General features: G+C 54.4%; 21 protein-coding genes. 11 read left to right on the top strand and 10 right to left on the bottom strand.

Annotated features, from left to right (window positions below):
* Both tnpA and G497_RS0106395 read right to left on the bottom strand, forming a co-directional pair.
* Positions 1-234, bottom strand: a 234-nt coding sequence (gene tnpA, locus G497_RS19785; protein WP_027187536.1) for an IS200/IS605 family transposase, incomplete at its 3' end; no start/stop codon positions are given.
* Between the two features lie 115 nt (positions 235-349).
* On the bottom strand, positions 350-1,216 hold the full coding sequence (locus G497_RS0106395; RefSeq protein ID WP_027187535.1) for a M48 family metallopeptidase: 867 nt from the start codon (positions 1,214-1,216) through the stop codon (positions 350-352).
* Positions 1,217-1,443: 227 nt separating this feature from the next.
* On the opposite strand from G497_RS0106395, the gene G497_RS19065 reads away from it, so the two are divergent.
* From G497_RS19065 to G497_RS0106350, 8 genes are all read left to right on the top strand, one after another.
* Positions 1,444-2,418 carry a hypothetical protein gene (locus G497_RS19065; RefSeq protein WP_027187534.1) on the top strand — a complete coding sequence of 325 codons (975 nt, stop codon included), beginning with the start codon at positions 1,444-1,446 and terminating at the stop codon, positions 2,416-2,418.
* Between the two features lie 227 nt (positions 2,419-2,645).
* Positions 2,646-3,227, top strand: coding sequence for an RsbRD N-terminal domain-containing protein (locus G497_RS0106380; RefSeq protein ID WP_051257901.1), 582 nt, complete (start codon positions 2,646-2,648; stop codon positions 3,225-3,227).
* Between the two features lie 19 nt (positions 3,228-3,246).
* Positions 3,247-4,260 carry a sulfate reduction electron transfer complex DsrMKJOP subunit DsrM gene (dsrM, locus tag G497_RS0106375; protein WP_027187532.1) on the top strand — a complete coding sequence of 338 codons (1,014 nt, stop codon included), beginning with the start codon at positions 3,247-3,249 and terminating at the stop codon, positions 4,258-4,260.
* A gap of 2 nt (positions 4,261-4,262) precedes the next feature.
* The gene (dsrK, locus tag G497_RS0106370) at positions 4,263-5,879 is read left to right on the top strand and encodes a sulfate reduction electron transfer complex DsrMKJOP subunit DsrK (RefSeq protein ID WP_027187531.1); all 1,617 of its coding nucleotides are present in this window, start codon (positions 4,263-4,265) and stop codon (positions 5,877-5,879) included.
* A gap of 2 nt (positions 5,880-5,881) precedes the next feature.
* Positions 5,882-6,262: a sulfate reduction electron transfer complex DsrMKJOP subunit DsrJ gene (gene dsrJ / locus G497_RS0106365; RefSeq protein ID WP_027187530.1), complete on the top strand. Its 381-nt coding sequence runs from the start codon at positions 5,882-5,884 to the stop codon at positions 6,260-6,262.
* Positions 6,262-7,056 (top strand): sulfate reduction electron transfer complex DsrMKJOP subunit DsrO, encoded by a 795-nt coding sequence (gene dsrO / locus G497_RS0106360; protein WP_027187529.1) that lies wholly within the window; start codon positions 6,262-6,264, stop codon positions 7,054-7,056. The genes dsrJ and dsrO overlap by 1 nt, the downstream gene beginning before the upstream one ends.
* A gap of 11 nt (positions 7,057-7,067) precedes the next feature.
* Positions 7,068-8,231, top strand: coding sequence for a sulfate reduction electron transfer complex DsrMKJOP subunit DsrP (dsrP, locus tag G497_RS0106355; RefSeq protein WP_027187528.1), 1,164 nt, complete (start codon positions 7,068-7,070; stop codon positions 8,229-8,231).
* A 296-nt stretch (positions 8,232-8,527) separates the two neighbouring features.
* Complete coding sequence (locus tag G497_RS0106350; RefSeq protein WP_211228745.1) at positions 8,528-9,778, top strand: methyl-accepting chemotaxis protein; 1,251 nt, start codon at positions 8,528-8,530, stop codon at positions 9,776-9,778.
* A gap of 334 nt (positions 9,779-10,112) precedes the next feature.
* Here the strand turns inward: G497_RS0106350 and G497_RS0106345 are convergent, their stop codons facing one another.
* Together G497_RS0106345 and G497_RS0106340 are read right to left on the bottom strand one after the other, a co-directional pair.
* A complete protein-coding gene (locus G497_RS0106345) occupies positions 10,113-10,391 on the bottom strand; it encodes a MoaD family protein (RefSeq protein ID WP_027187526.1) in 279 nt (92 codons plus the stop codon).
* 94 nt (positions 10,392-10,485) lie between these two features.
* Complete coding sequence (locus G497_RS0106340; RefSeq protein WP_027187525.1) at positions 10,486-12,363, bottom strand: aldehyde ferredoxin oxidoreductase family protein; 1,878 nt, start codon at positions 12,361-12,363, stop codon at positions 10,486-10,488.
* A 94-nt stretch (positions 12,364-12,457) separates the two neighbouring features.
* On the opposite strand from G497_RS0106340, the gene G497_RS20330 reads away from it, so the two are divergent.
* Positions 12,458-12,628: a hypothetical protein gene (locus G497_RS20330; protein ID WP_169726976.1), complete on the top strand. Its 171-nt coding sequence runs from the start codon at positions 12,458-12,460 to the stop codon at positions 12,626-12,628.
* A 67-nt stretch (positions 12,629-12,695) separates the two neighbouring features.
* Here G497_RS20330 and G497_RS17050 read toward each other — a convergent pair whose 3' ends face one another.
* The 3 genes from G497_RS17050 to G497_RS0106315 all read right to left on the bottom strand — a co-directional run bounded on the left by G497_RS17050 (position 12,696) and on the right by G497_RS0106315 (position 14,792).
* Complete coding sequence (locus tag G497_RS17050) at positions 12,696-14,003, bottom strand: MFS transporter (RefSeq protein ID WP_051257900.1); 1,308 nt, start codon at positions 14,001-14,003, stop codon at positions 12,696-12,698.
* A gap of 169 nt (positions 14,004-14,172) precedes the next feature.
* Positions 14,173-14,535, bottom strand: a complete 363-nt coding sequence (locus tag G497_RS0106320; RefSeq protein ID WP_051257899.1) for a ferredoxin-thioredoxin reductase catalytic domain-containing protein — start codon at positions 14,533-14,535, stop codon at positions 14,173-14,175.
* On the bottom strand, positions 14,532-14,792 hold the full coding sequence (locus tag G497_RS0106315) for a glutaredoxin family protein (RefSeq protein ID WP_027187522.1): 261 nt from the start codon (positions 14,790-14,792) through the stop codon (positions 14,532-14,534). The genes G497_RS0106320 and G497_RS0106315 overlap by 4 nt, the downstream gene beginning before the upstream one ends.
* Before the next feature lie 445 nt (positions 14,793-15,237).
* Between G497_RS0106315 and G497_RS0106305 the strand changes: the two genes are divergently transcribed.
* Positions 15,238-17,298, top strand: a complete 2,061-nt coding sequence (locus G497_RS0106305; RefSeq protein ID WP_027187521.1) for an elongation factor G — start codon at positions 15,238-15,240, stop codon at positions 17,296-17,298.
* Positions 17,299-17,379: 81 nt separating this feature from the next.
* Here G497_RS0106305 and G497_RS0106300 read toward each other — a convergent pair whose 3' ends face one another.
* On the bottom strand, positions 17,380-17,952 hold the full coding sequence (locus G497_RS0106300; protein WP_027187520.1) for an NAD(P)H-dependent oxidoreductase: 573 nt from the start codon (positions 17,950-17,952) through the stop codon (positions 17,380-17,382).
* Positions 17,953-18,196: 244 nt separating this feature from the next.
* Here G497_RS0106300 and G497_RS0106295 point away from each other — a divergent pair, with 244 nt between their 5' ends.
* Entirely contained in the window at positions 18,197-18,775 is a 579-nt protein-coding gene (locus G497_RS0106295; protein WP_156907965.1) for a hypothetical protein, read from the top strand.
* A 101-nt stretch (positions 18,776-18,876) separates the two neighbouring features.
* Here G497_RS0106295 and G497_RS0106290 read toward each other — a convergent pair whose 3' ends face one another.
* Positions 18,877-19,713, bottom strand: a complete 837-nt coding sequence (locus G497_RS0106290; RefSeq protein WP_027187518.1) for a deoxyribonuclease IV — start codon at positions 19,711-19,713, stop codon at positions 18,877-18,879.
* Positions 19,714-19,919: 206 nt separating this feature from the next.
* The gene (locus G497_RS0106280; RefSeq protein ID WP_027187517.1) at positions 19,920-20,330 is read right to left on the bottom strand and encodes a response regulator; all 411 of its coding nucleotides are present in this window, start codon (positions 20,328-20,330) and stop codon (positions 19,920-19,922) included.
* Positions 20,331-20,614: the final 284 nt, after the last annotated feature.

Below are 20,614 nucleotides of genomic sequence, written 5' to 3'. Positions count from 1 at the left end.
AACAGCAGAAGAAACTGCCATCTTTGGTGGAATTGAGATAAGAATGTGCACATGGTCTGTGAGCAAATGCCCTTCCAAAATCCTGCATTCCTTCTGTTGGGCAAGAGCGTGGAAGACATCACCAAGCTGCTTTCTCAAACCTTCAAAAAGCTTTTTCTTGCGGTACTTTGGAATCCAAACCACATGGTACTTGCAAACCCATTTGGAGTGACTTAAACTCAAGGCTCCATCCATTTGGGGCCTCCTGTTGATGAACTTTGAGCGGTTCAACAACGGAGGTCTCTTCTATTTCTGGAAAAGTCAAACTTTGGGAGTCCCCAGGCAGAGCCTGGGGTTTACCGATTTTTTATCAATACAACCACTCCGGCACATACCGTTGCCCTCTCCGTAACTGCTTATCTAAAATCAACGCCTCCCCCTCCACCGCGAACAGCGCCTTCCAGAACCTCTCCGAATGGTCCAGCGCCACGGTGTGGCACAGCTCGTGTAACAGCACATACCGAATGAGCGGTTCCGGCAAGAACACCAACCCCACATTCAAATTAATATTCCCTTTGGCAGAGCAACTCCCCCAACGGGTACGCTGGAAGCGGAACCGTACCGCTTCATAACGAAAGCCATGCATGACGGCATACCCCTCCAGCCGGGGCAGCAGCATTTCTTCGGCCTCCCGCCGCAGGCGCTCCCGCAACCACGCCAGTCCCTCCGGGGTCAGGCGCTGGCTTTCCCCCTGTGCAGGCTGCACCCGCTCCGGCAGCAGAACCACCCGCCCCTCGGCTTCCTCCATACCCACGCTTTTCACCCCCTGCTGCCGCAAGCCCTGCCCGGCAAATACCGTACGCCTTTGCACCGTTATGGGGGCTTTCCCCCCCAGCAAAGGCAATGCCAACGGCAACAGGGGCAGGCCTGCGCCATGGGTTCCTGCACCAATCCCCCGGGCACCGCCATGAAGGCCATTCTCGCCGCCTTCATGGCGGCCAACGTCATACCCCCCAGCCCCCCCACAAGATGAAGCAAACCGGGGCATATGCTTTTCAATCCAGCTTCGCATGCGCACCACCACCCCCGGCACCTGGGCCGGGTCGGCATGGGGCGGCAATATGACCTCAAGCCCTTTACCGGGCACAATACGCAATAAAATACGCCGCGCCCGCTGGCTGCGCCGCACGGTATACGGAGGGGAAAACATCGGCTCTGGAATATTTTCAACTGTCATGCTTTACGCAGCTCCTTTCATGTACTAATAAAGACCTCCAACACGTGCATGAAGGAGCATCAATGCTGTTCGGCTCACAGGCCGTACCGCATGGGGGTGATTTTGTCGGCAAAATCTCCCTGGGCAGCGTGTGGTTTGCCTTTTCAACCAACTCTTTTTGACTCTCATTTTGGGTAAATATCTGCCCGAGAACAAAAAGATAGCCGGACAGTATGGAAGGAACATAGATGATTGCGCGTATCTCTCAGCCCAAGTCTCCCTTAGGAGCCCTGCTTTTTACCTTGCTGGCCCTTTTCTGGTGCGGCTACGTTGCCTTTCCTTCCGGCAACCCGCCTGCATGCGCTACCTCTGGCTGCGCCCTGTTTCGCGATGTGCGCATACTGGGCGTTTCCATGTGGTGGGTGGGGGGCACCTACTTTTTTGTGCTGGCCCTTATTTGCCTGCGCGGATTTTACTCCCTTGCCTGGTGGCTGGCAAGAACGGCTTTGCTCATAGACACCCTCCTGTTGCTGATTATGCTGTTTTCGGCCCCATGCCTGGACTGCCTTGTGGTGGCCCTGTTTTTCCCGCTTATTTACCTGTGCCTGCGCCCCCTGCGCCCCGGCAACATGCGCGAAGAGGCTGGCAGCAAGCGTATGCTGGTGCTTTCCTTGTGGGTGGGGCTGTTCATAAGCAATGCAGCCGTTGCCACCAACGAAATGATGCCTCTTTGGGCCATTGGCAACCCCCAAAACAAATCTGTTCGCGTATTTTTCTCGCCTTCCTGCCCCTATTGCCGCGACGCGCTGGTGTATTTTGGCCCTTCTGTGGCATTGTACCCAGTGGTGGAACGCGAAGGCGACATGCAGGCCATTATCCGCCTTGAATTTTTATTGGCCCAAGGGGTGCCCATGGAAGAAGCCCTGCGCCAAAGCCGCGACCCTAACGCCCCGGTGCCTGCCATTTCCCCCATTCACTACGCCGTGCGCTCTTTACAAACAATGCGCAACAAGGCCGCTGTGTTCCGCCAGGGACACACCAGCCTGCCGCTTATTACCATAAACGGTATGCCCAAGGCCTGGCTGGAACAGGTGCACCCGGCCCCCAAGGGCAACGAAGCTGCACAGCCAGATACCACCCCCTTAACCCCGGCAGCAGAGCAGGAACTGTGGGGAAGTGAACTTGGGCAGTGCAACAGCACTACAGAAGCCCCCTGCCCCTAAGGGAAACGCTGCAGAACGAACGCGATACAAAAAAACAAAAGAGCATACGCAACACCTCGGCAAACGCCGTTGCGCTGCCGTGTTACCCTTGACCTTTCAGCCTTTTCCGCATAGGGTATTGGGCTACTATTGACTCATGAGTTTTGGAATTTTGTGGCCTAACCGCCACAAACACGAGTGCATTTTTTCGGCGGTTTTCAATACCCTTTTTCCGTTACCGGAGCAGTATGAGCACCCCCCAAGGCACAGATGAAGATATTCGCTCAGGCACCACCCTTTATGCGGTGCTATGGCCCCACAAAGAGGCCATGGTGAACCGTTGGGTGGGCGTTGTTCACGGTTCCTACCCTTTTGAAACTATCGGTTTTTTACGTACAAACAGTAACAGGTTTGCCAACCCCGTGGGCTACCGCACGGAAGAAGCGGCAAAAGCCCTTATAGAGATTCTGTTTACCGACCAGCCTGAAGAAGCCACCCTGCACAAAGCGGTGGATGAAATTATTCGAGTTCGAGCAATACAAGACTTTCCGCCGGAAACCGCTGTTGGGGTGGTTTTCGCGCTTAAAGATATTGTGCGCGAAGTGGTAAGCGCTTCAGGGCAGGGGGCAGCGTGCCTTCGTGCCATGTGGGCGCTTGAATCGCGCATTGACGCGGTGGCACTAATGGCCTTTGGGGCCTATGCGCGCCACCGTGAACGGTTGCATTTACTGAAGGTGGAGGAACATAAGCGCAGCCACTCTCAGTTAATGCGCCTTGCCATGCGCAAAGCGGGCATGGAACCGGAAGAGGCAGAACCCCAAAAACCATAGCCAAGTAGCGAGGTATGGAATGTTCATTTCACTAGTGGCGGTCATCGTGCTCGGTGCCATCGCCTGGATGGGGGGAGCAACACCTGGCTTGCAGTACCTGTTCGGCATCGTGCTGCCAATGATTGCCGTTGTTGTTTTCCTGGCCGGCTTTATCTGGCGGATCATGGACTGGGCAAAATCGCCCGTTCCCTTCAGCATTCCCACCACCGGGGGGCAACAACGTTCACTTGACTGGATAAAACCAGCCAGGCTTGATTCCCCTTACACCAAAACCGGCACTGTGGGGCGTATGCTCCTTGAAGTGCTCCTGTTCCGTTCCCTGTTCCGGAACACCAAGGCGGAACTGCGTAACGGCCCGCGCCTTGTGTACTGGTCTTCCAAGTGGCTGTGGCTGTTTGCCCTGCTGTTCCACTACTGTTTCCTTGTCGTGTTCATTCGCCACTTCCGCTTTTTTCTGGACCCGGTTCCCGTAGCCATTGGCATGATGGAAACCGTGGACGGCATTATGCAAATTGGTGTGCCCCGCTTGTTTATGTCTGGGGTAATTTTGTTTGGCGCCCTGCTGTTTTTGCTTATGCGCCGCCTGTGCGACCAAAAGTTGCGCTACATTTCGCTGCCCAACGACTATTTCCCGCTGCTACTGCTTATTGGCCTTGTAGGCAGTGGCCTGTGCCTGCGCTACATAGGCAAGGCAGACATTGCCACCATTAAGGAAATGACCATGGGCATTGCCACACTGAGCCCACACATTCCTGCACTGCCCATTAGCCCCCTGTTTTACGTGCACCTTGGCTTTTTAAGCACGCTGCTTATTGTCTTTCCCTTTTCCAAGCTTATGCACATGGGTGGTATCTTCCTTTCCCCTACCCGGAACCTGCCCAACAACACAAGGGCTGTGCACCACACCAACCCGTGGAACCCACCCAAAACATACCGCACCTATGCAGAGTATGAAAATGACTTCCGCGACCTGATGGACGAGGCGGGCTTACCCCTTGAAATAACCCCAGAACAAGCCGCCGCCAAGGAGTAGCCATGTCTAAGCTGCCAAAAGCATCGGAACTTGCCAAAAGTATAAGCTATGCGTTCCCCAAGGTTTCCTGGATGGACACAAAGCCTGCCTTTGCCCCGGGAACATGGTGCTACCCTGCAAAAAAAGATACCATGGAAGGGCTGGGCATGCCCAACCCCCACAACTGGAACCCAGCGGAAGAAGACTGGAACCTGCCGGAAAACTGGGAAGAAATTATTTATAATGCCCTGAAGGACCGGCTGGAAAAGTACCGCTCCCTCAAAGTGTTTCTGGACATTTGCGTGCGTTGCGGGGCCTGTGCAGACAAGTGCCACTTTTTCCTTGGTACGGGCGACCCCAAAAACATGCCTGTACTGCGGGTAGAGCTGCTTCGCTCTGTATACCGCCGCGACTTTACCACCGTGGGCAAACTGCTGGGTAAAGTGGTGGGTGCGCGCAAACTGGACAAAGACGTTATCAAGGAGTGGTTCTACTACTTCTACCAGTGCACAGAATGCCGCCGCTGCTCCCTGTTCTGCCCCTATGGCATTGACACAGCAGAAATTACCATGATTGTGCGCGAACTGCTGCACGAACTTGGCCTTGGCATTCACTGGATTATGGACCCGGTAAGCAACTGTAACCGCACCGGGAACCACCTGGGCATTCAGCCCCATGCCTTCCGCGAAATTGTTGAATTTTTGTGCGAAGACATTGAAACCATCACCGGCATTCAAATTAAGCCGCCCTTTAACGAAAAAGGGCACGAAGTGCTGTTCATTACCCCCTCTGGCGACGTGTTCGCCGACCCGGGTATTTACACCTTCATGGGCTATTTGATGCTGTTTCATGAAATTGGCCTGGACTATACCTTGTCCACCTACGCTTCCGAAGGCGGGAACTTTGGTTCCTTCACCTCTGCCTACATGATGAAAAAACTTAACGCCAAGATGTATGCGGAAGCAGAACGCCTTGGCTCCAAGTGGATTCTGGGCGGGGAATGCGGCCACATGTGGCGTGTGGTACACCAGTACATGGAAACCATGAACGGCCCCACCCCGGCCTGCATGGAAACACCCAAAAGCCCCATTACGGGCACGGTGTTCCACAACGCGGCAGCCACAAAAATGGTGCACATTACCGAGTTTACGGCAGACCTCATCAAGCACAACAAAATTACGCTTGACCCAAGCCGCAACGCCGACAAAATCGTTACCTTCCACGATTCATGCAACCCGGCACGGGGCATGGGCCTGCTGGAAGAACCGCGCTACTGCATTCAGGCCGCCTGCGAAAACTTTGTGGAAATGCCTGAAAACACCATTCGTGAACAAACCTTCTGCTGCGGTGGCGGTTCCGGCCTGAACACAGAAGAAATTATGGAGCTGCGCATGCGCGGTGGCCTGCCACGCGGCAACGCCTTGCGCTTTGTTCAGGAAAAACACGGTGTAAACACCATGGCCTGTATTTGCGCCATTGACAGGGCAACCCTGCCCCCCCTGGCAGACTACTGGGCCCCCGGTGTTTCCGTTACCGGCACGCATGAACTTATTGCCAACGCACTGGTAATGAAGGGCGAAATCAAGCGTACCCTGGACCTTCGCCAAGAAGACCTGCCCGGTGTTGAGGAGGACGAATAATCATGTACAACGCAAAGTATATCTGGCCGGGCATCGTCATCTTCATCGTGCTGTTTTCCATGCCGTTCTGGATGAACACAGGCCAGGAACAATACACCCGCCCACAACTGGCCCTGCCAGCAGGGGAAAAAGAATGTGTTGAACCTGCTGAATGGATGCGGGCCAACCACATGCAGCTACTGAACACCTGGCGCGACATGGCCCTGCGTGAAGAGCAGCGCGTGTATGTTTCTTCTTCCGGCAAACAATGGGAAGTAAGCCTGCAAAACACCTGCATGAAGTGCCACAGCAATTATGTGGAATTTTGTGACAAGTGCCACGTGAGCAACAGCGTGAGCCCATACTGCTGGGATTGTCACGTTCTGCCAAAGGGGAACCAGTAATGAAAAAAGATAGACGCCAGTTTTTGAAGGTAGCCAGCCTTTCCTTCCTTGGCGTGGCTGGCTCTGCGGCCCTTGGGCCTGTGTGCCAGGCGGCAGCCCCCGGGGAAGGCTCCTTTACCACAGCAAAAAATGCCCTGCATGCCAAAAAATGGGGTATGGTTATTGATACCCGCAAGTTTGCCGAAAACCCGGAGCTGTACAACGCGGTCACTACCGCCTGCCACAGTTACCACAACGTGCCCACCATTGTGGAAAACGGAATGCCTTCCAAGCGGGAAGTAAAATGGATTTGGACCGATGGCTACCACCAGACGTTCACAGACCAGGTAGACAACTACCCCTCCCATGAAATTGAGCAGCGCCGTTACCTTATGCTGTGCAACCACTGCGAAAACCCCGCCTGTGTGCGCGTGTGCCCCACCAAAGCCACCTTCCGCCGTAAAGACGGCATTGTGGTAATGGACTACCACCGCTGCATTGGCTGCCGTTACTGCATGGCCGGTTGCCCCTTTGGTGCGCGTAGCTTCAACTTTATGGACCCGCGTGACCACATTGCCCAAGTAAACCCCACCTTCCCTACCCGCATGCGCGGCGTGGTGGAAAAGTGTACGTTCTGTTCCGAACTTCTGGCTGTTGGTAAAATGCCCCTGTGTGTTGAAGCTTCCGATGGGGCCATTGCCTTTGGCGATTTGACCGACCCTGAATCTTCAGTGCGCAAACTACTGGCGGAGAATTTTACCCTTCGCCGTAAACCCACACTGGGTACCGAACCCAGCGTGTACTACATTCTGTAGGGAGGCCGGCAATGATCGAAAAAGTGCTTAAAGGCTCTCCGCCTTTCTACATTTGGCTGCTTTCCCTGGGTGCCTTAGTGGGCCTTGGGGCCACCGTGTATCTGTTCCAGCTCTTTTTGGGCTTGCAGGTAACGGGCCTTTCCCGCGACGTTTCCTGGGGCTTTTACATTGCCCAGTTCACCTACATGGTGGGTGTGGCGGCCTCTGCTGTTATGCTGGTGCTGCCCACCTATTTCCACCACTATAAAAAGTTCAAGAAGATGATAATCCTTGGCGAATTCATGGCCATTGGTGCGGTTATTGTCTGTATGCTTTTTATTGTGGCTGACATGGGCCAACCCCAGCGCGTAATGAACGTTATTCTGCACCCAACGCCCAACTCTGTTATGTTCTGGGACATGATGGTGTTAAGCGGCTACCTGGTGCTGAACCTGCTCATTGGCTGGGTTACCCTGGAAGCAGAACGCCACCAGGTGGACCCGCCAAAATGGATTAAGCCCGTCATCTACCTTTCCATTTTCTGGGCGTTTTCCATTCACACCGTTACAGCCTTTTTGTATGCTGGCCTGCCTGGCCGCCACTACTGGCTCACGGCCATTCTGGCTGCCCGCTTCCTGGCTTCAGCCTTTTGTTCAGGCCCGGCCATTCTGCTGCTGCTATGCCTTTTGCTGCGCCGCCTTACCGGCTTTGACGCTGGCAAGGAAGCCATTCAAACCCTTACCAAGATTATTGCCTACGCCATGGGCATCAACATCTTCTTTTACCTTTTGGAAGTGTTCACCGCGTTTTACAGCGGCATTCCCGGCCACCAGCACCCCTTTGGGGCGCTCTTTGGCGGCGGGCATGGGCACCCCTTGTGGGTAACAACATGGATGTGGGCCGCCGTGGTTATGGCCATTGTGTCCTTCCTGCTCATCGCCTTCCCTTCCACCCGCGACAACAACAGCATTCTGCCCTTTACCTTGATTATGCTGGTTATTGCTTCATGGATAGACAAGGGCCTGGGCATGCTCATTGCCGGCTTCACCCCCAACCCGTTTGAGGGCATTACAGTTTACGCCCCCAGCTTTGCGGAACTCACCATTTCCCTGGGCATTTACGCCGTGGGTGCCCTGGTTGTTTCCCTGCTGTGGAAAATTGCCCTGGATGTGAAAAAGGAAGCTGGCACGTTTTAACAAAGCGCTGAGCTGTTCAGCGTTATCCGTTCCATTTCACGTATTCGCCTTGCACAACAACACCCGGCATTGTACAATGCCGGGTGTTGTTTTATTACAAACACACAGGCAAACAAATTTCCACACAAATGAGATAACTTGGTATATCACCCATCTATTACCCAAAAACAAGCACAAATTGTATACATAGGCATATATTTTGCATATCATCTATGTCACTAAACTTTGGGTGTTATTTGCCGATATGAACAATGACCAGCAGCACAATGAATATTATTTTTTCAGGAAACAGGCACATGAACAAAACGGTTAAACAATACACACTGTTCGGTGTGCTCTTTGGAGCAATGTTTCCACTTATGGCGTGGATTTTTCAGTTTTGGTACACAGAACTGCCCTACAGCTTTGGCAACTTTGTCGAAATCTACATCCGGTGCCCACTGCTGTATATGATAAGCTCCGCGCCTATTTTTCTTGGCCTTTTTGCCTATGTTATGGGCCGGTATAAAGCTGCTGCCGAAACCTACAATACGCAATTGCACGATCTGGTGGACGAACTGGAAGAACGCATTGCCCTGGAAGAAGGCCGCCGCCTGGAAGCCCTGCACCAACAAAAACTGGCAGAAACAGCCCGTCATGAAACTGACATGGCCAAAGCCCGCACAGAAGAAAGTTATGGCATTATTGTGGAGGTGGCTTCCAAGGTGGAAGGTGCCGTTGAAGGCCTGCTGGATGCGGGCAAGCGTATTTCCACTCAAATGGAACACCTGCTGGCGGGTTCTTCCGTGCAACAGCAAAAAATTGAATCATGCCTGCATTCCATGGAACACATGAACAGCAACCTGCTGGAAGTCACCCAAAGTGCCGGGCTTGTTTCCGATGCTGCCAACCACTCCAAAGGCACTGCCCATGAAGGCGACACCGTGGTGCGCCGCAGCGTGGACGCCATGGATACGGTACGGGAAGACATTGCCCGTATGCGCCAGCATATTGAAGATTTGGGAACCCAAATGCATGGCATTGGCACCGTTATTACCCTTATTGACGCAGTGGCTGACCAGACAAACATGCTGGCCCTGAACGCAGCCATTGAAGCGGCACGGGCCGGGGCGGCAGGCAAGGGTTTTTCCGTTGTGGCGGGGGAAGTAAAAAAACTGGCTACCCGTACCATGCAAGCTACAGACGAGGTGGAATCTGCCATTGCCGCCATGCAGCAAAACACCAGCAAAAGTATTGCAGCAGCCGAGCAGGTAGTAAAAAACCTGGAATATGCCACCGGGTGCATCAGCCAGTCCCGCGAGGCCCTTACCGCCATTGTCACAGAATCCTCCAAGGTGAACGACCAGATTCACACCGTGGCAGAAGCTACCCAGCGTCAAGCCGTGGAAAGTGGCACCGTTACGGCCATTTTAACGGAAATTACTGCCCTGGCAGAAAATACTACCCTGGCCATGCGTGAATCAGACAAGGCCGTGAAAGAAGTATTCCACCAAATTAACACCCTGCACGTTTTGGCGGGGAACCTGCGGGTGCATAATAAAGAGTAAATAGGCATGATGCCTGGGAAGTAAAACATGACCTGCATACTGCGGTTAGAGGAAATAGAATGGAGTAGTTCATCAAACTTGATCTGACAATCGGCTCCGTTTTGCTGGCACCTCTGTCCGATTAGTTAAGCTGTCCGACTTTTTCCTTCCAGATAGATTTTCCATCAAGAAGAGTTTGCATTTGAAGGTAACCTGATACAACTCTTGCAAAATGGTGTTGTGGAACACCTAAAAATACTGGTTCCCCGCCTGCGCGGGATGATGGTGTGGTCGCGGCGGCACGCCGCACAATTCCTCAGCGCTCCCCCACTGTTCTAAAACTCTCCCTTTCCCCTCACCCTCCCCCGGCAGGGGGAAACACCACCACCTCATCCTCCGCCTTCAAGGCAGTCCCCAACCCTTGCAGCAGCAGTACATTCTTCCCATTCACCAGAATCATCACCCCGCGCAGCAGTTCCCCTTGCGCATTCGTCAGGTGGGCCAGCACGGGCTGCCCCAGCGCTTCCTCGCATTGGGCAAGCACATCTCCCACCGTTGCGCCTGGGCGCTCCACCTGCATGGTATGCACCCCAAGGCTACGCCGCAATGTTGTCTGAAACGTGATGGTGACCATGGTATTCTCCATTGCATCATAACAAATAACCACCCGACCAACCGCATAGGCTGGCCGGGTGGAATTGTACGCTTACCGATAGGTTCCCAAATTGCTATGCGCCGTATAAATCCCGCGCTGCTTCAGGCAGGTTCAGGGCCAGCAGGGTTTCCTTTGTGGGGGCAGAGGTAGTTTTATCCCACCCGCGCACCGTGTAGTATTCATCCAGCATAGTGTCCAGCTTTTCCGGGCTTATCACCCCACCCTTGGAAAGGCCTGCCTTCAAGGGTTCGTGCATCACGCGCCAGGGCAGGGTGTCTTCCTTGCGGCTGAAGCCTTCACGGCAGTTAAAGGCCTTGGCAAGGTTGTTCACCCGTTCGCCAATGCGCCACACGTCATCCGCCGTAAAGGTAACCCCAGTAAGGGCGGTAGCCATGGCTGCCGTGCATTCCACAATGGTGTCGGGCATGGCAATGGTCAGCATGAAGGCGCAAATGGTGGCGCAATCACAGGTGCCGGTGCCAATGTCCTGGTTCCATTTGGTCAGGGCCCCTTTGCCTTCAATACTGTCTTTGTCCACCGGGTAGGGCACGGGCACGCTGAATATTTCCTGAATGGCATAGCCCCGGTTGTGGTCTGCCCCGGTGAAGGAGGTGGCGTAATTCAGGCCGTGGGCCATGGCACCGCGCACATCGTAAGCAGGCAGCTCCAGCCCCTTCACGTGCATGGCATATTTCCAGGCCTCGCCCCCCAGCTTTTTCGCAGCCTGCCGGGTGCCGTTGGTAAGCAGTTCCCCAAGGCCCGGTTCACGCAGGGCCATGCGGCGAATAAGTTCGTACTGTGTTGTGGCATTGCCAAATGAAAGGTCCAGGCCTTCATGCTGTTCTTTGGGCAACAAGCCTTTCTGAGCCAGCTCCATGGCAAACCCCACGCATACCCCGGCGCTCATGGTGTCTAGCCCAAGTTCGTCGCACAGGCGGTCGGAAGCGCTTATTTCCCCAACATCGCTTACCCCGGTGGTGCTGCCAAGGGAGTAGAAGGATTCATATTCCGGCTCGCCCAAAATGCCAGCGCGGGGACCTTTGCGGGTAATCAGTTGCTGGGTGCAGCCCACAGGGCAGGAGTGGCAATGCTCTTTGCCCACCTTCAATTCTTCCTGCTTGGCTACCCCAATGTTCTCTTCCACGGGGGCGGTGCCTGTTTCGCTCCAGTTGTTCATGGGCAGCATGCCCATGGCGCTTAAGTGGTCCACCACCATGGCGGTGCCCAGCTTGGAAAACTGGGGGTACAGCACCGGGCTGGCCTTCATAGCTTTTGCCATGGTGCTGCGGGCTTCTTTCAGGGCTTCGGCATTGCTAATGGGCACTTGCTGGTTGCCACGCACCACAATGGCTTTCAGGTTTTTGGAACCCATAACCGCTCCAAGGCCCTTGCGGCCTGCGGCGCGGCGTTCATTAATAATGCACGCCATGTGGCTGAGTTTTTCCCCGGCAGGGCCAATGCAGGCAATGCGCACGTTCTGGTCCCCCAGGTCGTGCTTTATCATTACCTGGCAGTCGGAAGTGGTGCTGCCCCACATGCGCTGGGCATTACGGAACAACACTTTTCCGTCTTGAATAAAAATATAGGTGGGTTTTTCTGCCTTGCCTTCCACAATAATGCCGTCAAACCCGGCAAACTTCAGTTCCGCCGGGAAATACCCGCCGGAAAGGGCCACCCCAAGGGCCCCGGTGAGGGGCGACTTGGCAGCAAAGGCAATGCGGCTGGAACAAGGCACATTGGTGCCTGTGAAGGGGCCAGGGAACACGGCCAGTTTGTTTTCAGGAGAAAGGGGGTCTATGCCGGGGGTCAGTTCCTTGTACAGGTAATGCACGGCAAACCCCATGCCGCCAAGAAACTGGTTGGCTGTTTCGCGGGGTAATTCTTCAACAGCATACGTTTTGTTCGTCAGGTTCACGCGGAGTATTTTACCCCAATAACCGCCAGCAAACATAGGCTCCTCCCAAGAGATACAGGTTGGAAAACAGGTACAGGCATACTGGTAAAAGGAAGGCCATTGCCAGGCCTGTCTTGCCATGCAGGTGCCTGTGCAGGCATCTGGTGGCGTTGTGCAGGAAGCAACTGCGGTGAAAGAAAAAAAATGTCCTAAAAGTAACATATCATACATCAAATTTTTGGGCAAGAAAGCGGTGTTGTTTGGTAGTTTCCTGATATGTATCGACAAAAAAGGTGAGTTGCTTGTGCGCCTTGGTGTTTAAAAAATGGCACCATGAAGGCGTATTGGTACACGATAAATTTTATGCCAATGGCGATATCTGCCAACGGTTACGATGGATCCTCTGCATTCTTGGGCGCAGTTTTATGCAACCCCCGCACACCCACAAACGTAAGTGCTGCCAGCAGCCCACACGTACCAGAAAGCAGCAACGCGAAGTTGCCCGGAACCGTTATGGCCATGCTAAACAGCATGGGGGCAAGGGCCTGGGCAAAGCGGGCAGGCATAAGCAGCCAGCCTATGCGCAGGCCATACCCTTCTGCCCCGTAAAGCTCCAGGGGCAGCGCCCCCTTCACAATGGTAATTATGCCATTGCCAAGGCCGTGCAGTATGGAAAAGGGGAATATGGCGGCAACCCCGCCAAGCCACAGGGTAAGTATGCCCAGGGGGTGCCCCATGGCAGCGGCAATGGCGGTGGGCAGGGCACCTTTGCCGCGTAGCATTACTACCTGGAACAGCCTGCCAGCAACTTGGGCCGGGCCAATAAGCATACTGGCCCAAAGGGCTGCCCCTTGGGTGGCCCCAAGCCCCACAAGCAGGGCAGGCATGTGGGCTGCCATGGCGGTGGCGGTGAAGCTGGTAAGCATAAAGGCAAAGGCCAGCAGCGGGAAAATGGCTGGGTGGGGCGGCGTGGCAGGGGTGGGGTGGGGTTGCAAGGTGGTTTGTGCAGGGCTGGGCTGCGGTGCTGGCCCGGGGGCAGTTGGGGGAAGTGCCACAGGGGAAGAAGAAGCCACCAGGGGGGCCAGGCGTTTTGGGCGGGGCAGCAGGGAAGGCGTGCGCCCTGTTGGTTCTGGCAGCAGGTAGTTTAAGGGTAAGGCGATGGCAAGCTGTATGCCTGCCCACATATACAGCGTGCCTTGCCAGCCCAAATGGTCATGGAAAAAGGCGGTAAGGGGCCAGCTTATGGTGCTGGCAAAACCTGCCACCAGAGTTATACCGGAAATAATGGCAGGTGCCTCTTGCTCGTGCAGTTGCACCACCGTGGCAAAGGCTGTTTCAAAAAGGCCAATGCTCATGCCTGCGCCCATAAAAAGCCAGGCTATGCATAAAGAAACGGGGCCCGTGGCCCAGGCCATGCTCACCAGGGCTGCCGCCAGTACAATGTTGGAAATAACCAGCAGGGTTCGGCCGCCGTAGGTGTCAACCGCTCTGCCTGCTACGGGGCCGGCCAGGGCTGTAACAACCAGGCCAAGGGTGAAGGCGGTGAACACCATGGAGGGGGAAATACCCATGGCCTGGGCCATGGGGGCTGCCAGCAGAGCCGGCAGGTAGTAGCTGGCACCCCAACCCATAATTTGAGAAAACCCAAGCTGCACCACAAGGCGCGTTTGGTGGGGAGGGAGCGGGGAGAGGTGCATGGGCGTGCCTTGGCAATGGGAAACGCTGATTTATTTCGTTTGGCGGCGTTGCTTGCATTTTTGCAACGGGGGCAGGGCCAAAGAGCCCTGCCCGCCCTTGCAAAAACACTGCGCGCCTTGCCAAGCGAAATAACTGCGCGTTTCTACAATATTATTTAATCAGCGTTTCCTAAAACAGAATATTTTCCGGGGGTCTGCGCTCCGGCACAGTGGTGTGGGGAATGCTGCCTTCGTTCCATTCCTTGGAAGCGTAGAGCCCGCAAAAGCACACGCCGTATTCGCGCACGTCTTCTTCGCGGTATACGCAGGGGCAAATAATATCGTTATCTGCTTCCCTGGTGCCATTGGCCAGACGGCACGGGCATGGGGCATAGCCCATGCTTTTGCGCAAGGCAATAAGCTGCTCTATCAGCCCCTTGGCTAAGGCTGTGTCTTTGTTGAAGTAGTAACCTTTGGGTTCTTGCAGGGTGCGCAGCTTTTCAAACAGGGCGTCAACGTCCTGCGGGGTTACCCCGGTTTCTTCATGGCTCATAGCTTAAGCGCCTCCTTCAACTCCGTTTCCTGAAAGCCGATAACCACATACTCGCCATCGTCAATGACCAGAGTAGGGAAGGAAAGGCGCGGGTTGTGGCGTTTTATGGTGGTAATGGTGGTACTGCGTTCTTCGCCTTGCAGCTTGTCCACATACACGCAGTTGTAGTCAACACATTGGCCTTGTAGAAATTCCATGGCTTTGCGGCAGTGCAGGCAACTGCTTAAGGCATATACGGTAACAGAATGGGTGTTCATGGCTTCCTCAGCAAAAAAGAGGGTGCCCGTGCATAAGGGGGCGGGCACGCGGTTGTAAAATGTTCAGGCTGAACGTGTTGCAGGACAATAAAAAAATGGGAATAAAAAGGGTTTTGAGTGTGGCTTGTGCCCTGTAACCATAGCCGAGAGGCCAAGCGTTTGGCAACAGATAATCGCCTGATTAGGGGCAGTGTGGGGCACGAATTTGGGCTGAACGAGGGAAGGTGCAGCTATTATGCATGCTGCCTAGCTCTTTTTAGGTTTCATACCTTGACAATAAAGGGAATGCCTCTTTACAGTACCCATAAGGCTACCTGCCCTCTTCGTTCTTCCAACGCAGCGCGTTCACCGCGCAGGGTAGTCTTCCCGCATTTGAGGCGTTTCGAGTTAATAATCCTTTCTGGCAAAGGACTCGCTGTGACACTCTTACGGTAGGGAGTTTTGTATGTCTCAATCTCTTCATTCACAAAGAACCTATGCGATTGTTGGCACTGGTGGGTGTGGCAAAACCACGCTGGCAGAAATGATGCTGCTGAGCGCGGGCGCCCTTACCCGCCAGGGAAAAGTGGAAGAAGGCACCACTGCGCTGGACTATGAGCCGGAAGAAGTGAAACGCCGCGGCAGCATTCAGCCCGGTTTTGCCACCTTTGCGCACGGCGGCTCCAGGCATTTTCTGGTAGACACCCCCGGCGACGGTAACTTTATTGGCGACCTTGACATGCTGCTGGCTGGCATGGACGCCTCCCTGTTCGTGATAGACGCTGTAGACGGCGTGCGCCCCCTGACCAAACGGCTATGGAGCTCGGTACGCAATGCCGGGTTGCCTGCCGTGTGCGCCATTACCAAGGTAGACCGCGACAGGGCAGATTTTTTCGCAGCACTGAGCGGCCTTTCCGCCGTGTTGGGCATGCGCCCGGTACTGCTGTTTGCCCCTATAGGGGAAAAAGAAGCCTTTGCCGGAGTTGTGGATGTGCTGGGGCAAAAAGCCCTTGTGTTTAAGGAAGACGGCACCACAACCGAGCAGCCCATTCCGGCAGATATGACCGATGAAATGACCCTGCTGCGCGACACCATTGTGGAAAACATTGCAGAAAGCAACGACGACCTCTTGGAGCTGTACCTGGAATCGGGTGAGCTTTCCGAGGAAGATATTCAAAAAGGCCTGCGCGCTGGGGTGCTTTCCGGTGCTTTGGTGCCTGTGGTGGCTGTTTCCGGGCTGGAAGGCAAGGGCGCAGCCCCGCTGTTTCAGTGTATTGAAGCCTTGCTGCCTTCCGGGCTGGAGCGCGCCCCCTTTACCGGGAAGGAAGGCAACGCCCTTACCCCGGCGGAAAAAGGCCCTGCGGCCTTGTTTGTGCTGAAAACCCTGCAAGACCCGTTTGCCGGGCAACTTGCTGTGGCCCGCGTGCTTACAGGAAGCGTAACAGCCGATCTTTCCTTAAAAAATATGACCACCGGAGAAATGGAGCGGCTGGGCGCGCCTGTGCTTATGCTGGGCAAAACCCAAACCCCCACCAAGGAAACCCTTGGCCCAGGGGCTGTGGTGGCCCTTGCCAAACTCAAAGGCACCCGCACAGGCGACACCCTTTCGGATTCGGCCCTTGGCTTTGTTCTGCAACCCCCAACCTTACCTGCGCAGCTTATTTCCTACGCTTTGGCCCCCAAAGAAAAAGGCGATGAAGATAAAATTTTTACCGCCGTGCAAAAACTTCTGGAAGAAGACATTACCCTGAAGCTTTCGCGGGAAGAAGAAACAGGCGACATTCTGCTTTCCGGCATGGGGCAGTTGCACATTGAAACGGCAGTGGAAAAGGCCAAGCGCCGCTCCAAAGTGGAAATTGTGCTGAAAACACCCAAGGTGCCTTACCGGGAAACCATTCGCAAAAAAACCGAAGTGCAGGGACGCCATAAAAAGCAAAGCGGCGGGCGCGGGCAGTTTGGCGACTGCTGGGTGGCCTTTGAGCCCATGTCGCGCGGTTCCGGCTATGAATTTGTCGATGCCGTTGTGGGCGGGGTAATTCCCCGGCAGTACATTCCTGCGGTGGACAAAGGCATTCAGGAAGCTTCGGTGCGCGGCTGCCTTGCCGGGTTCCCCATGGTGGATTTCCGGGCAAAAGTGTATGACGGCAGCTACCACACGGTGGATTCTTCGGAAATGGCTTTTAAAATTGCGGGCTCCTTGGCCTTTAAAAAAGCCATGGAACAGTGCAGCCCTGTGCTGCTGGAGCCTGTGGTCATTCTCACCATATCCATTCCCGATGAATACATGGGCGATGTTATTGGCGACCTTTCCAGCCGCCGGGGCAAGGTTTCCGGTTCAGACAGCCTTGCAGGCCTAACAGAAATAAAGTCCCTTGTGCCCATGAACGAAATTCTGCGCTATGCACCGGACTTACGTTCTATGACAGGCGGGCAGGGCAGCTTTACCATGGAGTTTTCCCACTACGAAGAAGCACCACCACCTGTGGCAGATAAGGTGGTTGCGGAGTACGGTAAACCAGCAGAATAGTAACGATGTTTTGAATATATGCACAAAACGTGGGAAGGGGAGTACCCCCCTTCCCACGTTTTGTATTTGCAGCCGTGGCTATTAATAATTACTTAGTTCCAAGCGTCGCAGCAGCTTTTGGCGTTGCTTGGGGGAAGTACTTTTAACATTACCACAATGCAGCCACTGGAATTTTTTCACGCCAATACTTACCAGCACTCTGCGCACGGTGCCTGCCACCGGGTTGCCGCAAAAAAAACGAAGGTACCATTTTGGGGCTCCGGCTGTTGTAACAACCGTTGCTTTTTCAATATTCGGGAGCAAGCCAGTTAACAGGCCCAGTTTTCCTTCCTCGTAGGCAAAATGAGGCAGGAACACCTTGTCAAAAAATCCTTTGAGCATGGCAGGCGGAAAAGACCACCAAATAGGAAACAGAAGCACAAGCTCGGTGGAGCGCTTGAGAATGTCATGGTACTTCTTTACCAACGGGTCTGTGCTTTCCCCTTTGGCAAAAAGGGCCAGCTCCCCTTCTGTCATCACCGGGTTAAAGCCGTCCTTGTACAGGTCAATAATGGTATATTCTTTCTGTTGGGCGGTTATGCCTGCTATGGTGGCATCTAGCAATGCCTTGTTAAAGCTTCCGTGCCAGGGGTGGGAAAGGATAATGGTAATCATGGATACTCTTTTTTAGTCAAGAAGTGTATGTGGTTGTGGGGTATGTATACGAAACAAATATAAGAATAAATAGGATATTAATAAAGTCCAGCTTCAAGGATTCAGAAAAATAATCTGGTTGTGGGGCGGTAGGTTCTGTCCCTCTTGCTTGTGCAGGTATGGCAAGTGCATTAGTCAACAGAATGCTAATGCATTTCATTGTATTGCCGATATGATTCTTATGCATTGATGCATTGAAGGACGTATGGAAACTATGGAGGGCCGTATGGACATTATGGCGTTGGTGGGTGGCAGTGGCCTGGACCTTATGCGCATGAAAAAAATGATGCGCAAAGGAAATAAAGAGGAAGGTATGCTTGCTGCGGGTGATGCAGCCCCGGCAGAAACCCCTCTTTCAGCTGTGCAGGCAGACAGCCTCATGGCCAAAAATGGGGAGCAACCGCCACAGGACGATGCAAAAGATTATGCCCAGAAAAAGCTTGAGGGCATGCAGGCTGCTTCGGCCCTGCAAAGCCGGCAGGACGCCATTTTAAACGCGGGCCTGAACCAGGTGGGCAATGGCACTTCCTATGCCACAAAAACGCTGGCAGGCAACAAAGCTGCCAGGGTCATGATGCAGGACATGCACAGAACTGTGCAGGAAGAAGCTGAAAAGATTTTGGAAGAGAATAGAGATGATCTTGATGCCGCAGCAGAAAAAGCAATGCAGCAGGATGCAGCTTCAGCAACTGAACCCGTGGCAGAAGAAGTTGCCGTGCCTGCCCCTGATGGCAGTGGAAGCATTACTGCGCCTGCCAGTGAGTCTGTTGATATTATTGTATAGGCATATTCCGCAAAGGTGCATCGAATACGAAACGCTCTGTTTTAGCAGGGCGTTTCGTATTTGCAGGGGGCTGCTCTGGGTGCCCCGCTTCTGCGTATTTTCTATGCCGTATAACGCTCCCGCAGCAAGGCAATTTCCGCCTTGTACCCCGGCAGTTCATTGGGGGTTTCCAGAAAAAAGGGCAGGCCGCGCAGGGCGGGGTGGTTAATCACCCGCACCACAGCTTCCAGCCCAAGGCTGCCACCGCCAATAACGGCGTGGCGGTCTTTAAAGCTGCTTATGGGGTTCATGCTGTCATTCAGGTGAATGGCCTTCAGCCTTTCCAGACCAATGGTGGCATCAAACTGGGCCAGCACGCCGTCCAGGTCGTTCACAATGTCGTACCCGGCAGAATAGACGTGGCAGGTGTCCAGGCACACCCCAAGGCGCTGGGGGTGCTGCACCCCGCTGATAATGGCGTGCAATTCCTCAAAGTTGCGCCCTACCTCACTGCCCTTGCCAGACATGGCTTCAAGCAGTACCCAGGTGCTCTGGTCCGGCTTCAGGGCTTCGTCCAGGGCCTCAATAATCAGGCGAATGCCTTCTTCCGCGCCCTGCCCCACGTGGCTGCCTGGATGAAAGGTGTAGTAGTTGCCCGGCAGGTATTTTTCCAGCGTGGCAAGGTCTTCTTGCAGCACCATGTGGGCAAAGTCGCGCACTTTCAGGTCGGCGGAACAGGCGTTGAGGGTGTAGGGCGCATGGGCCAGCAGGGGGGCAAAGCCGTTGGCCTGCATCAGGGCCACCAGGGCGGCTGCGTCTTTGGGGTTCACCGCCTTGGAACGGCTGCCGCGCGGGTTGCGGGAAAAAAACTGGAAGGTGTTGGCCCCAATGGAAAGGGCGGTTTCACCCATGGCCTTGAAACCGTCAGCAGTGGAAAGATGGCAACCTATAGTAAGCATGGTGGGTATCCTTGTGGGAGTTGGGTGGCGGAACCGGGCAACGCAGCGCTGCCATATGCTGGCCCTTGGGGTATTGTTACTGTTTTTTGCAGGCAAGGCAAGTGCCCTGGGGGAAAGAGCAGAACCCGTGTTTTGGTGCCCAGAATAAAAAAGCCTGCCCAAGGAAACTTGGGCAGGCTATGGCAGCAATGCAGTAACGGTAAAACTTAGGAAGAAGCGCGCAGGGCAATTCCCAATTTTTCTATTTCGTCCAGCAGGGCCTTATGGTTGATGGGCTTGATGATGTAGCTGGTGGCTTCCCCCAGGAAGAAGGCGTCGTGCACTTCCTTGGAGTCGTCCAGGCCGGAAATAATTATGGCCCGTACCTGCTTGGCTGTGGGTGTGGCCCGCTCTTTTTCAATTTCACGAATTTCGCGCAGGGCTTGTTGACCATTGCTGTTGGGCATTAAAATGTCCATGGTCACAAGGTCGTATGGTTCGTTGTCTTTCAACGCGGCGCAAAAGGCTGCCACGGCTTCTTCACCGTCTGCGGCGGTGTCAACCGTGCCAAAAGGGCGCAGCAGTTTTTGCACCAGCAAACGTGTTTCAAAGTCGTCGTCAACAACAAGAAAACGCATAATGAACTCCTCTCACCAAGCTGCGGTGCAGCAAGTAGGGGGATAGGGTGTAGGCAATGAGAATTGCTTCCTAATACTACCGCTCATGGTGTTTTGGGTCAAGCTGGAAGTTAGAGAACCCCCACCTTGCCACCCGAAAATAAACACAGTTTTTTCTGGCCTGTGTTGCAAGGCCTGCACAGCGCACAGCGGTTATTTGCCCGTGCTGCTGCGGCGCATTGCCGGGCATGCGGGTTTTGTGTATACTGTTTTTCGCTCATGGGCGGCTGCCTGTGGTGGCTTTC

It is taken from the genome of Desulfovibrio cuneatus DSM 11391 (genome assembly GCF_000430005.1).
GTDB lineage: Bacteria > Desulfobacterota > Desulfovibrionia > Desulfovibrionales > Desulfovibrionaceae > Frigididesulfovibrio > Frigididesulfovibrio cuneatus.
Note: the sequence above shows the minus strand (reverse complement) of the source record. Positions and strands in the feature narration are given on the sequence as shown.